The sequence below is a fragment of the Exiguobacterium sp. KKBO11 genome (assembly GCF_001644945.1).
In the GTDB taxonomy this organism is placed as follows: Bacteria; Bacillota; Bacilli; order Exiguobacteriales; family Exiguobacteriaceae; genus Exiguobacterium_A; species Exiguobacterium_A abrahamii.
The window spans coordinates 1,022,822-1,035,594 of sequence record NZ_LUCU01000011.1 but is presented as its reverse complement, the minus strand read 5'-3'; the positions used below and the strand labels follow the sequence as shown (position 1 = coordinate 1,035,594).

Below are 12,773 nucleotides of genomic sequence, written 5' to 3'. Positions count from 1 at the left end.
TCACTCCCACTGATCATTGTATTGTAATTCTTGTTCGAGCCAAGATAAATCATCTTGTGTAATTAAAAACAACTGATAATCGGATTGTTCCATTTCTATTCTAGCACGCTCTACTAAAAATTTCGCCGATCCTCCATGTTCTTCATCAAATACCGACAATAATCCTTGGCTTTTTTGAATCATGAACTCGGTTTTATTCCGTAACTGCGATGGATCCGTATACGGTTTCTGACTGATTGCTTCGACGAAGTCCGCTTGTTCAAGAATGGAAAGGTACTGCGCTTGAACGGGCTCTTTCCAGCGTGCTTCCTGTTCCAAGAACGGCAAAAGAATACCGAGACGAATATGGGGATACTCTTCCTTTAATTCAAGTACGACCTCGCATGCCCAGATTTCGCAACCCGGTGAGGCATTCGTGATAAACCACTCTGTGCCTCGATCCTCAATCAAGCGAATCATCCGCTCTCGATAGGCTGCCTTTAAGACCCTGATACCAGGGTGTTTTTGATCAAAGATACCTAGTTCATTGGGTTTGTATCCTGTGATGGCGACAACTTTCACGCGTCACACTTCCTTTTCAACCGACGTCCTCGATGATCCAACTCTGCCAAGATTCGTTCTTTTTTAGTAATCAACCAATGATGTCGCTCGACGTGTTGTCGTGCTCGTTCCGTATAATCATAAGCAAGCACTGGATCTTTTGCAATGTGCTCTGCCCACTTCGCAAGCTCAACATACCCTAAATAACTGTCGCTCTTCAAGAAACAATCTCGAGCTTGTTCATGGTTCTTCATTTTTTTATGCAAATATCCTTGGCGCAACCATCCTTCTGCTGATAGTTCTTTGACTTGTTGAAAATGAGCGTGTGATCCTTCATGAATTCCGAGATCTGCCAGCCAAATCGCGATGTTTTCTTGAATTGGGGAAGGCGCCTCCGCTCGATGTGTGACGAGTCGGTTGCACGCATCATACAGTCCGACAAGCGTCAGACAATCATCCAGATGATGTTGCAAGACCCCTGTCATGATATCCGGATGCTGGTGTTCGACGTACTGGAAGTAATGCATCGGTGCCAAAAATCCAGGTAGATCCCCTTCCCGTTCAAATCCGATTCGCTCTTCCATCGCAGTCAATCGATAGGAATCATACATTCCTTTAAAGATTCGCCGCGCAACATGAAGTAAATCGAGATGGCCGACTTTCGGCAAACGAGGAACACGTTCCCGAACGAAGACATGACGTGTCTTGATTTGCGGCCAATCAAAGCTTTTCCCGTTATAGGTCACAAAGCGGACATCATCTCCGATATCGTGCAGGAAGTGATGGTAAAAGGCAGCTTCAAAGTGCGGATGCGGTAAGAAATATTGTCGCATCAGCAATCCGCCCTGCTCAAAGCGCGCGAACCCGAGTAAAAAGATCGTCGTTCCGGTTCCTCGTAATCCTGTCGTCTCTGTATCAAAGAAAATGACCTGCTCGAGCGGGACATCTAACGCAAGCGGCGGATGCGGCAATTGTAAGGACTCATACACTTCAGCAAAGCTTCGGTCTCCATGTCGATCTGTTAATGCATATCGCTTGTCGATCCTGACAATCCACTCTTCTTCGAACGTCAAGATATCGGCCCCACGATCAATCCAGGCTTGCTGTTCATCAGTCCATCCGATTGGTGTCTTCAGCGTCTCCACTTCAGGAGCGGAAGACACTTGATCCTCCGTTGCGGCGTCTGATGTAGATTTCAGCATACGTCTAAGACGATTTTTCATGATAGTTCCTTCTCCATTTCTGCTAACAACTGAATCGTTCGTTCTTTCTCATCTGATACGCCAACCATACCGATACAAGCAGGACAACCGTCCTGACAAGGGCATGTGACGATCGAATCACGGGCGGCACGCAACATGACACCGCGTTGCTTATAAATCGACTCCGCGAGACCGACACCCCCTGGATAACGATCATATAGATAAACAGTTGGCTGTTGCGTGTGTGTCGCCTTGACTTGCGGCACGACGAAGACATCACTGGCATCACACATCAAATAAAGCGGTGCGACACGTCTGAGACTATTCGCGACCCCTTCTAACACTTGTTCGAGCTCTGTCGAAGAGCGTGCGTGATCGGGTAAAGTGAACCAAACACCTGTTGTATGAATTTCTCGTTCCGGTAAGTGAATCGGACCAGACCCGATGTTCTCATGCGTACCGAACTTAATCTTCTTAAACATCGTTGCCATTCCGCGGACGCTGACATCGCCGCGCGCAACACTATATTCTCCCTCTGCATACTGTTCATCTTCTTCGAGCACGGAAAGGTCGACTGAAAAATTAGCATCCGTATAATAATCAACGTCCACGGCACGGACGAACGCTTTTTTCTCTTCAAAATCCAAATGCTCAACTTGGTATTGATCGGCTCCGTGAAGATAAATGGCCTCGTCATGTAACAATGTCATCGCACTAAACGTATCCATTTCACCGATGACTCGATTCGGTACCTCGGTCTGATCGACGATGATGACGTTCTCTTGATCACTCGACCGAAGCGATATTCCATGAGCCGGAAACGCATCGTTCATCCAATAAAAGCGATCGCCACGTTCGTGCAGGACACGCTCTTCGACTAAGTATTCGAGGATATCTTCCGTCTCGAGAGTCCCAAATGATTCTCCTTTCGTAAAAGGCAGTTCAAACGCTGCACATTTGACGTGATCGACGGCAATGATCAGATTATCCGGATCAAGTCGGGCTGCTTCCGGGGATTGATTCAAGAATAACTCTGGTCGTTCTGCGACATATTGATCGAGCATACCGGAAGAAGCGACGAGAATGATTAGTGCATCATCTTGTCGACGTCCCGCACGCCCTGCCTGTTGCCAGAGCGAAGCAATCGTTCCCGGATAACCATTCATGATACAGACTTGCAGTTGCCCGATGTCGACACCAAGTTCGAGAGCATTCGTCGAGACGATACCGGTGATCTCTCCTTGACGTAACCGTCGTTCGATATCCCGTCGCTCACTCGGCAAATAACCGCCCCGGTACCCTTCGATGGATCGAGGACCGAGTTCATGAGGATAGATGCTTCGTAGATACGTCAGCAAGACTTCAACGCGAACGCGTGACCTTGCAAAGACGATCGTTTGGAACTTTTTCTTGATGAAGCGCATCGCCAGTTGTTTCGTCTCAAGCGTCGCTGAACGTCGAATGCCGAGTTGTGCGTTGACGATGGGTGGTTGATAGACGAGAAAATGTTTACGTCCTGTTGGCGCACCGTTATCATCAATCAAACCGACTGTTTTTTCTGTCAGTCGTTCTGCTAGTTCCTGCGGATTGGCGATCGTTGCACTCGTCATGATGAAGACGGGATCACTACCATAATACCGACAAATCCGTCGCAGGCGACGAATGACATTGGCGACATGGCTACCAAACACACCACGATATGTGTGTAATTCATCAATGACGATATACTTCAAGTTCTCGAACAGTTCGATCCATTTCGTATGGTGTGGTAGGATGCCGGAATGTAGCATATCCGGATTCGTGATGACGATATTACCAGCTTTTCGTACTTTTGTTCGAATCGTCGGTGACGTATCTCCATCATAGGTAAAACATCGGATCGGCGCCTCTAATTGATCGATCAGTTCAAGTAATTCACTATTTTGATCCTGTGCGAGGGCCTTTGTCGGATAGAGATATAATGCCCGCGCGTTCGGATGCTCTAACAAATGCGATAAGACCGGTAAGTTAAAACAATAGGTCTTTCCGGAGGCAGTCGGTGTGACGATGACCGTCGACTCTCCCGCTTGTACACGTTCAAATGCTAACCCTTGGTGACGGTACAATTGCGTGATCCCACGTGTTCGAAGAGCTTGTCGTAAACGCTCCGGTAGTCGTTCTGGAAAATCGACATACCGCCCAGCTGTCGCTTCCATCGTTTTCATATACGTAATCCGCTCCATGAACGAGCGGTCCTGTTTCAATTCTTCGAGAAATGCAACGAGCGTTTGTTTCGCTTGCATGCCTTCACTTCCTTCCACTTCTCATTATACAAAAAAAGAGGCAAGACCAAAGAACGAACTACTCGTCTTTGGTCTTGTCTACTTTACAAGTGACGCTCCTTTATTAATCTTCAGAGTCATCTCCATTGTTATTCGGATTGTTGGTATTGTTGTTTCGTTCCGTCGAACCATTCGAATTGTTTTGCGCGTTTGCTCCATCATTCGAATTCGGTGCATCTGTTGCTGGTTCGTCCGTCGTCGGTTCATCCGTTGCAGGTTCATCCGTCGTCGGCTCGTCCGTCGTCGGTTCGTCCGTTGTCGGTTCGTCCGTTGCAGGTTCATCCGTCGTCGGCTCGTCCGTCGTCGGTTCATCTGTCGATGGTTCGTCCGTTGCAGGTTCATCCGTCGTCGGTTCATCTGTCGATGGTTCGTCCGTTGCAGGTTCATCCGTCGATGGTTCATCCGTCGTCGGTTCTTCTGCTTCAGGATCGGTAACCGTTACCGTCGTCGAGACCGGACCAGATTCCTCTCCAGACGCTTTCGCTACGACTTGGAACGTTGACCGTCCTGGTTTCAAACCATTGATGGCAATTCGATTCGTCGTGCTCGTACCAATCGTTGATGTTTCACCGTCAGCATCTGTCATCGTCACTTCAAACGATACATCGTCATACCCATTGGCACGAAGCGCAGCATCATTATAGTTCCAAGTCAGTTCACCGCTCTTTGTGTCTTCATCGTAAGATGCTTGTAATCCAGTCGGAGCGGGTACTGTCTTTTTTTCAACGACAGGTTCCTTCGTCCCTTTCACGTACAATTCGTTTCCGATACTGAGGACAGAACTAGGTTGTTCAAATGGTGCTGGCGTACGATCACGTGTCTTCGTGATGAAGTCTTTCCAGATTTGCTGTGCCATCGTACTGTTGTACGGACCGCTAAGTCCGGCTCCATTGTTGTTTCCGGATTTCGTCGTCCCTGTCCAGACACTGATTGAGACATCCGACGTATATCCTGCGAACCAGACATCTTTATAGGCATTCGTCGTTCCTGTCTTACCGGCTGCATCAAATGACAATCCAGCACTCGGGAACGTACCACCTGGTTTTAAGACGTCACGCAACATGTCCGTCAACATATACGCTGTATAGTCTTCCATTGCCTTTTTCGATTTGATCGGTGATTTGATTTTCGATCCATCACTATACTCAATCGATTTGATGACGTGCGGCTTGATATAATCGCCACCATTACCGAGTGTGGCATACGCTCCTGCCATCTGTGTCGTATTGAAACCGTGTTTCATCCCACCAATCGCATACGCAGGCGAAATCGACTCATCGTCTTTCATCTTCAAGCCGGATTTTTCAGCGAACGCCTCGACTGAATCACCGCCGATTTCTTGATACGTTTGGATGGCCGGTGTATTTGCCGAGATTTTTAACCAGTGGCGGATCGTATTCGTGCCACGGTATCCATCATAATAGTTTCCAATCTCTTTGCCGTTGACTTCTGTTGGTTTATCCGTCAATTGTTTTGCAGTCGACCACTTATCATTTTCGATCGCTGGTCCGTAAGCGAAGAATGGTTTTGCGGACGATCCTGGTTGATGCGGCTCATTCGCAAAGTTTCGTCGCGCCGTGCCTTTACCTGGATTTTTACCATCAACGACCGCAAGGATTTCTCCGGTTTGCGTGTTGACCGCTGTTGCAGCTGTTTCCGCATATTCCGGTAACTGAACGATTTGGTCTTTCTTGATCGCTTCATTCATGTAGTCATGCATTGGTTTATCGATCGATGTATAGATCTTCAACCCTTGACCATAAATGTCTTTTCCTTCTAAACCAAAATCATCTTCTAACTCTTTTGATACCATATCGAAGATGACGCTGTCATACGATTCATCCTTCGTCGACTTCGGCGCTGGATTGATTAATTTTGAGATCGGTTGTTTGACCGCTTTGTCTCGTTGCGCTTGTGAGATGACGCCTGTCGTCAACATCGCATCAAGAACTTGTGTCTGACGCCATTTCGTCAGTTTTGGATCTCCTTTAATTGGATCGTATGCGGTCGGACGTTGTGGAAGTCCTGCGAGCATCGCAGCTTCCGCATAATTCAACTTATCAACTGATTTGTTGAAATAAGCTTTTGAAGCCGTCTGAATCCCAAACGAGTTTTGACCATAGTAGTTTTTGTTCAAGTACATCTCTAAAATTTGATCTTTTGTATAGTCCTGCTCTAACCGGATTGCGAGCCATTGTTCTTGGACTTTCCGCGTGACCGTTTTATCGAAGCTAAGGAATGATTGTTTGACGACCTGTTGTGTGATCGTCGACGCTCCTTCCGATCCAAAACCATCCGTCACGTTCGCGATGATGGCTCCGCCAAGACGACGGAAATCGATTCCGTTGTGCTGATAGAAACGACGGTCCTCAATCGAGATGAATGCGTCTTTGACGACTTCCGGTACTTCATCGATTGACACGTATTCTCGACTCGTTCCGCCTTTCGTAATCTCTTCCTTATTGCTCGCATAGATTTTCAATGGCAAAGCATCTCGAAGTTCTGTCTCATCGAGCTCAGGTGCCGTAGCAATCGCGTAAGCGGCAAATCCGCCTCCGACCAACATCATGACGATGAATAATCCGGTAGCAATCAGCAATAATTTTTTCCAAAGTGGACCTTTCCCACCGGAACCTCCACCTGACTTTTTCTTTTGGGGACGTTTCGTCCGTTTCATCTTTTTCTCAGATGACTTCGTCTCTTCACGACGTGCGACACGACTTCTTTCCATATGCTATCCTTCTCCTTCAATCAAAAAGTGTCTGAATTGAAATATAGTTCGTCCACTGCCTTTAAATAATCGATGGCAGGGTACGCGCCAGTCTCGACTTTGATACCGTCTCGTTCAATGACCGTCAGCGGAATTGATTTTCGTCCACTTTCTAGTTGATCCCACCAGGGGAACACGTGCTCGACTGAAAGCACATATTGCACATTATACAGACTGAAACGAATGATGACAAAACAAATTCCTCCATGTTCGACACATTGACGCATGTGTGCGATTTGATGGGGGTGAAAATTTTTTATCGGGAAGGACGTTTTATTCGTCGTCTCCTTCGCTTCGAAATCAATATATTTTCCGCAATAAACACCGTTATAGTCCGTCGTCGACGGTTGCTTGAAATAGGCTTCCTTGACGACCGCTGCCGACCGTTTCGGATAATCAACTTGGACGATTTGTAACGGAGTGGGTTTCTTGTGAATGATTGCCCGATTATGGGTCAGGTAAAACGTATTACTTTCATTCAATAATTTTTCGAGCGTCATCCCTCGATTCGAAAAGGTGGAATCGGTTGATCGCGCCTTCTTGATTCGGGTTCCATGCGACTCGAGTGGCTTTTGAAATTTTTTCCCGTTCGGGTAATTCAAAACGATTCCCCTCCTATCGCGTTTATTGTACCATGATATGTGATTGTACCGTATCGGCCGAGAGGAGTAGTTAAAAACCAATGACAATTGAACCGTTATTACAAGAGATTGAACGTATTTATCAAGAAGGACGTGCCGGAACCGAATATGACTTCAATCGAGACGTCGTACCGTTCGTTGAACGAGCGGATCAACTGATTGCACAGTGGCAAACGAATGCCCAAGATAGTCCTTACTTACGACCTAGCATGGTCGAAAGCGCCGTTGATCAACTGAAGCAAATTTCCGTCCAAGCATTTCAGCCGAAAACGAGTCTGAAGCGCTTCAATGAAACGATTAAATCCGTTCGTTATATCGATCGCTTGATGAATGGTGAAGAATAACGATTAAAAAACAGGAATTATCTTCCTTAAGTCGAACACCTAATCATACGAAGGAATGTTTCTACGGTTTCACTTACCAGGCTATAGCTTTTCATCCGCCTAGCGTGTAAAGTGGCATCAAGAGCATTTCTTTCGAAAAGACTGTGTAATTATTGTGCAATTGGAGGAGATTCATTTGAACAAACGGGTACAATCGAACGTCAAAGGCGTTGACGTCAAAGGATTTCCTAAGAATTCAACCCCTGCCCCGAAGAAATACATCATGTTCGTCGACGAAACTGGGACACCGAAAGGGAATACACAATTCAACTTAACGGGTGTCTTGATGGAATATAAATATGCCATCGATTCGGATGAGACCGGTGAACCAAGTCCGCTTCGTCAACGTTTGATGGATTTTAAGGCAAAAGTTTTTGAAGATCCACATATTCCCCTTCATTTGAAGGAGATTTTAAAAGCTGAGCATCCGTATGGTAAAGAAGATGGCATCACGATCGATATGTTACGTCATTTCTGGATCGCCTTGCCGGAATTTTTAGTTGATATCGATTGTACGATCGTCAGCGTCGAAGTCGATAAACAGAAGCTACAAGACTTCTTCTCGACACCAAAGGATCCGTATGTCGTTGCCTTTGCTCATCTGATGAAGTCGTTTTATTCCTTCCTTGATGAGACAGAAGCAACGAGTGCGCGTGTCGTTCTTGAAAGCCGTGATGATTATCAAAACTTGCTCATTCAAAAGGCGTTCTTCGATATCTTCAATTCGGGAACGGTCCATCTCGACGTCGAAAAAAGCCGTCAAAAAATCAAAGGCTTCATCTTTGCTGAAAAAGACAGCGACCTCTACCAATCTGGTCTTGAGATTGCCGACTTGGTCTGCTTACCTTTATCTCGCGTCCGTCGTGGTGTCATCGAGGTAAAACCACGGTTTGTCCATTATGGGGACGAAAACCGGATTTTTAAAGCCATCAAAGATAAGATTTACATTCGACGCGATAGTCCGGACCAAGATTTCCGAAACTGGGGATTCAAAAAAGTACCGATCACGAAAAAGCGTCGTGAATGGTCTGATACTCCTTGGAATGGTTAATGACTCAAAAAAAGTGGATCCCTAGGGGTCCACTTTTTTAGGGTCTAGCTATTCCTTTTGTTCGCTTTTTCCCTTCTCGACACATATCGAGTAACGGGCACGCTTCACAGTTCGGACGTTGTGCCTTGCAGTGATAACGTCCAAAGAAGATGAATTGGTGATGGAGCTTTGACCAACGCTCCCGTTTGAAACGACGCATCAGTGTCGCTTCGACCTGCGTGACATTATCCTTCCAGCGACAGATCCCGAGGCGTTTTGAGACACGTTCGACATGTGTATCGACCGCAAATGCCGGTACATCAAAGGCAACAGACAAGACGACGTTCGCTGTCTTACGTCCAACGCCAGGTAAGGCTTCGAGCCCGGCCCGTTCCGGCGGGACTTCTCCGTCGTGTTGCGCAAGGAGTTGTGCCGCAAGCGCCTTGATGTTTTTGGCTTTATTTCGGTACAATCCAAGTCGTTTGATTTTGTCCTCGATTTCCTCGACGGGTGCCACAGCAAGCGAAGCAGGATCCGGATACGCTGCGAACAACCCAGGCGTCACCTGATTGACCAGTACGTCGGTCGCTTGTGCACTGAGTGCGACCGCTACGACCAGTTCAAATGGGTTGCGATGAATCAACTCACAAAATGCATCTGGAAACATCTCTTCTAACGTTGCTTCAATCCGATCGATTTCTGCCTTTCGTAACATCTCCTTAACCTCCCCGCCCTGCGAGATCCTCAAGCGTCTTGATCCCTTCACGTTCCCACGTCCGCAAAATTTGATTGATATAGGTCATTTTGCGGACATTATGATAGACCGCTTCTCGAAGTGCGGCAAGCACCAGCTCTTCTGAAATGTTCTCGATCGTCAACCACTGAATGATCTGCTCCATCTGAAACGGTGACATCATCCCGAGTTCCCGCTCGAATTGTTGGAAGACGGACGGGTTGATCGTATCAAAGTTCGGTGCTTCCTGTTCCGGTGGTGCCATCAGCTTTTCGTAAAGCGGAACAAGCGAATAACGTTCAGACCCGTTGACGTTCTCCATTGCCAGTAATCCTTTTTGTAATAAACCGAGTGTCGTCTCGATCGTTTCCGTCTCGGATAGTCCAAGTCGATTACTTAACTCTTCCGGTGACGGCATCTCCATGCCTTCTGCCCGGCAAGCAAACAATTGACCAATCAACGTGAACTCGACGAAACTGATGCCTAACCGTTTTGCCTCGGTGAACAATCGTTTCGGTAAGACGACCGTCCCTTCCTCGAATAATTGCACTAAATTATGATTCATCGTATTTCCTCGATTCTCTAGTCTAAACAAGAAATCGACCCGTCGAGACGATGGGTCGATGTTTTTCCTTACTGCTTATGGATAGAGGCGGTTCAGCAAACGTGGGAACGGAATTGTTTCCCGAACGTGCTCGACACCTGTGATCCAAGCGACTGTCCGCTCTAAACCAAGACCAAAGCCACTGTGTGGAACAGAACCGTATTGGCGTGTTTCGAGATACCATTTATAAGCACCTGTCTCGTCAAGACCATGCTTCTTCATCTCTGCGAGGAGTTTTTCATGATCTTCTTCACGTTGTGAGCCACCGACGATTTCCCCGTATCCTTCAGGGGCAATCAAATCATCACACAAGACGAAGTCTGGGTTTTCCGGATCTTCTTTCATGTAGAACGGTTTGATTGCTTTTGGCCAGTGCGTGATGAAGACAGGACGTGCGAAGCTGTTTGCGATTGCTGTCTCGTGTGGTGCACCAAAGTCATCGCCGAATTCGATATCGTCGAATCCTTGCTCCTTGAGCATGTCGATTGCTTCCGTGTACTTGACGCGCGGGAACGGTGCTTTAATGTTTTCAAGGACCGTCAAGTCACGTCCAAGCAACTCAAGTTCCGCACGACAGTTCTTCAGTGCCGATTGCACAAGGTGCGAAACATAGTTTTCTTGGACTTCGAGGTTCATCTCGTGATCGTGGAATGCCATTTCCGGCTCCATCATCCAGAATTCGATCAAGTGACGACGTGTTTTTGATTTTTCAGCACGGAACGTTGGACCGAACGAGAAGACCTTTCCAAGTGCCATTGCTGCCGCTTCCATGTAAAGCTGACCCGATTGTGAAAGGTACGCATCTTCATCGAAATATTTCGTGTGGAACAATTCTGTTGTTCCTTCTGGTGCGCTACCTGTCAAGATTGGCGGATCCACTTTAATGAATCCTTCTTGGTTAAAGAATTCGTACGTTGCACGAATCAATTCGTTCCGAACGACCATGACCGCATGCTGACGCTTTGAACGCAACCAGAGGTGACGGTTATCCATCAAGAAGTCCGTTCCGTGTGCTTTTGGTGTGATCGGATAATCGATCGCTTCATGGATGACTTCGATTTTTGAAATTTCCATTTCATGACCGATCGCTGTCCGACCGCCATCTGATTTGATGACACCTGTCACCCAGAGTGATGATTCCTGCGTTAAGCCTTTTGCTTGCTTGAATAAGTCTTCGCCGACTGTTTCTTTGACGACGACACCCTGCATGAATCCAGAGCCATCCCGAAGTTGGAGGAAGGCGATTTTACCGCTTGAGCGTTTGTTTGCTAACCAACACCCGATCGTCACTTCTTCTCCTACATATTTGTTTACATCCCGAATCATTGCTTTCAACAGTCAACATCCTCTCTCTATTAAACGGCTGTATGTGCCGTGATGAATCCTTCAATCCGGTCGAGTGCCTCTAGGACACGTGCCGGATCCGTCGCGTAAGATAGGCGGACATAGTCCGGTGCACCAAATCCTGAACCTGGAATCAAGGCGACCTTCGCTTCAGATAAAACAGCTGTACACCAGTCATCGACATTATCGAATCCACACATCTCGGCAGCTTGCTTTGCATGTGGGAACAAGTAGAATGCCCCTTCTGGCTTCAGACACGTCAATCCTTTGATTTCAATGAGTCGTGCATAGATTTTCTCAAGTCGTTCCTCAAAGATGACACGCATCGCTTCGACCGGTGCATCGCCTTCTGCATACGCAGCAACCGATGCTGCTTGCGCAATCGATGTCGGGTTCGACGTCGAATGGCTCGCTAAGTTCGTCATCGCTGAGATGATCTCTTTCGGTCCGATTGCATACCCGATCCGCCAGCCTGTCATCGCATGGGACTTCGAGACACCATTGATGATGACCGTCCGTTCGCGCATCTCTGGCAAGGACGCGATCGAAATATGTGTCGCACCGTTATAGAGCAACTTTTCATAAATCTCGTCACTGATGACGAGTAGATCGTGCTTGATCGCAACATCTGCTACCATCTCGAGCTCTTCTTTCGAATAGACCATTCCTGTCGGATTCGATGGTGAATTCAAGACGAGTGCTTTCGTTTTTGGGGTAATGTGTTGCTCGAGCAATTCCCGTGTCACTTTGAAGCGAGACGATTCGTCCGTTTCTAAAATGACCGGTACGCCGTCACTGAGTTTAATTTGCTCTGGATAACTGACCCAGTATGGTGCTGGGACGATGACTTCATCGCCTGGATCGAGAATCGCTTGGAACAACGTTGATAGTGCATGCTTTGCTCCTGAAGCGACCATGACTTCTGAGCGTTCGTATGGCATCCATAAGTCACGGCGTGTCTTTTCGATGATTGCATCCTTCAAGGCAACCGTTCCGCCAGACGGCGTATACTTCGTATCGCCCGCTTCTGCTGCCTCGAATGCTGCTTGGATGATGAATTCCGGTGTATTGAAGTCGGGCTCTCCCGCACCTAAACCGATGATGTCTTGACCTTCTTCACGTAGTGCCTTGGCTTTCGCTGTGATGGCTAGCGTCGTAGATGGTGTCAATTGTCGTACGCGTTTCGATAACATGTCGCCCACTCC

The 12,773-nt window shown here is 47.3% G+C and carries 11 protein-coding genes; 2 read left to right on the top strand and 9 right to left on the bottom strand.

What is annotated here, in order from left to right; genetic code table 11:
• The 5 genes from AYO36_RS05350 to recU all read right to left on the bottom strand — a co-directional run bounded on the left by AYO36_RS05350 (position 1) and on the right by recU (position 7,441).
• Positions 1 to 561: an SLOG family protein gene (locus AYO36_RS05350; RefSeq protein ID WP_023468608.1), complete on the bottom strand. Its 561-nt coding sequence runs from the start codon at positions 559 to 561 to the stop codon at positions 1 to 3.
• The gene (locus AYO36_RS05345) at positions 558 to 1,763 is read right to left on the bottom strand and encodes a ribonuclease H-like domain-containing protein (protein ID WP_064299683.1); all 1,206 of its coding nucleotides are present in this window, start codon (positions 1,761 to 1,763) and stop codon (positions 558 to 560) included. The genes AYO36_RS05350 and AYO36_RS05345 overlap by 4 nt, the downstream gene beginning before the upstream one ends.
• On the bottom strand, positions 1,760 to 4,024 hold the full coding sequence (locus AYO36_RS05340) for a DEAD/DEAH box helicase (protein WP_064299682.1): 2,265 nt from the start codon (positions 4,022 to 4,024) through the stop codon (positions 1,760 to 1,762). Before AYO36_RS05340 ends, AYO36_RS05345 begins: the two co-directional genes overlap by 4 nt.
• Positions 4,025 to 4,127: 103 nt before the next feature.
• Positions 4,128 to 6,794, bottom strand: coding sequence for a PBP1A family penicillin-binding protein (locus AYO36_RS05335; protein WP_064299681.1), 2,667 nt, complete (start codon positions 6,792 to 6,794; stop codon positions 4,128 to 4,130).
• 20 nt (positions 6,795 to 6,814) lie between these two features.
• Complete coding sequence (gene recU / locus AYO36_RS05330) at positions 6,815 to 7,441, bottom strand: Holliday junction resolvase RecU (protein WP_064299919.1); 627 nt, start codon at positions 7,439 to 7,441, stop codon at positions 6,815 to 6,817.
• A 74-nt stretch (positions 7,442 to 7,515) separates the two neighbouring features.
• Between recU and AYO36_RS05325 the strand changes: the two genes are divergently transcribed.
• A complete protein-coding gene (locus AYO36_RS05325; protein WP_023468613.1) occupies positions 7,516 to 7,818 on the top strand; it encodes a DUF1798 family protein in 303 nt (100 codons plus the stop codon).
• A gap of 175 nt (positions 7,819 to 7,993) precedes the next feature.
• Entirely contained in the window at positions 7,994 to 8,908 is a 915-nt protein-coding gene (locus tag AYO36_RS05320; protein ID WP_023468614.1) for a DUF3800 domain-containing protein, read from the top strand.
• Positions 8,909 to 8,945: 37 nt separating this feature from the next.
• Here the strand turns inward: AYO36_RS05320 and nth are convergent, their stop codons facing one another.
• From nth to AYO36_RS05300, 4 genes are all read right to left on the bottom strand, one after another.
• On the bottom strand, positions 8,946 to 9,602 hold the full coding sequence (gene nth, locus AYO36_RS05315; RefSeq protein WP_064299680.1) for an endonuclease III: 657 nt from the start codon (positions 9,600 to 9,602) through the stop codon (positions 8,946 to 8,948).
• A gap of 4 nt (positions 9,603 to 9,606) precedes the next feature.
• The gene (locus tag AYO36_RS05310) at positions 9,607 to 10,185 is read right to left on the bottom strand and encodes a DnaD domain-containing protein (RefSeq protein ID WP_023468616.1); all 579 of its coding nucleotides are present in this window, start codon (positions 10,183 to 10,185) and stop codon (positions 9,607 to 9,609) included.
• A 75-nt stretch (positions 10,186 to 10,260) separates the two neighbouring features.
• A complete protein-coding gene (asnS, locus tag AYO36_RS05305; RefSeq protein ID WP_174316766.1) occupies positions 10,261 to 11,550 on the bottom strand; it encodes an asparagine--tRNA ligase in 1,290 nt (429 codons plus the stop codon).
• A 29-nt stretch (positions 11,551 to 11,579) separates the two neighbouring features.
• The gene (locus tag AYO36_RS05300; RefSeq protein ID WP_058704903.1) at positions 11,580 to 12,761 is read right to left on the bottom strand and encodes a pyridoxal phosphate-dependent aminotransferase; all 1,182 of its coding nucleotides are present in this window, start codon (positions 12,759 to 12,761) and stop codon (positions 11,580 to 11,582) included.
• Positions 12,762 to 12,773 lie beyond the last annotated feature (12 nt).

Excerpts from the sequence above, each read along its gene's own strand:
- AYO36_RS05345 (WP_064299683.1), bottom strand. The coding sequence starts at position 1,763 with ATGAAAAATCGTCTTAGACGTATGCTGAAATCTACATCAGACGCCGCA.
- AYO36_RS05310 (WP_023468616.1), bottom strand. The coding sequence starts at position 10,185 with ATGAATCATAATTTAGTGCAATTATTCGAGGAAGGGACGGTCGTCTTA.
- AYO36_RS05325 (WP_023468613.1), top strand. The coding sequence starts at position 7,516 with ATGACAATTGAACCGTTATTACAAGAGATTGAACGTATTTATCAAGAA.
- asnS (WP_174316766.1), bottom strand. The coding sequence starts at position 11,550 with ATGATTCGGGATGTAAACAAATATGTAGGAGAAGAAGTGACGATCGGG.
- nth (WP_064299680.1), bottom strand. The coding sequence starts at position 9,602 with ATGTTACGAAAGGCAGAAATCGATCGGATTGAAGCAACGTTAGAAGAG.
- AYO36_RS05300 (WP_058704903.1), bottom strand. The coding sequence starts at position 12,761 with ATGTTATCGAAACGCGTACGACAATTGACACCATCTACGACGCTAGCC.
- AYO36_RS05340 (WP_064299682.1), bottom strand. The coding sequence starts at position 4,024 with ATGCAAGCGAAACAAACGCTCGTTGCATTTCTCGAAGAATTGAAACAG.
- AYO36_RS05335 (WP_064299681.1), bottom strand. The coding sequence starts at position 6,794 with ATGGAAAGAAGTCGTGTCGCACGTCGTGAAGAGACGAAGTCATCTGAG.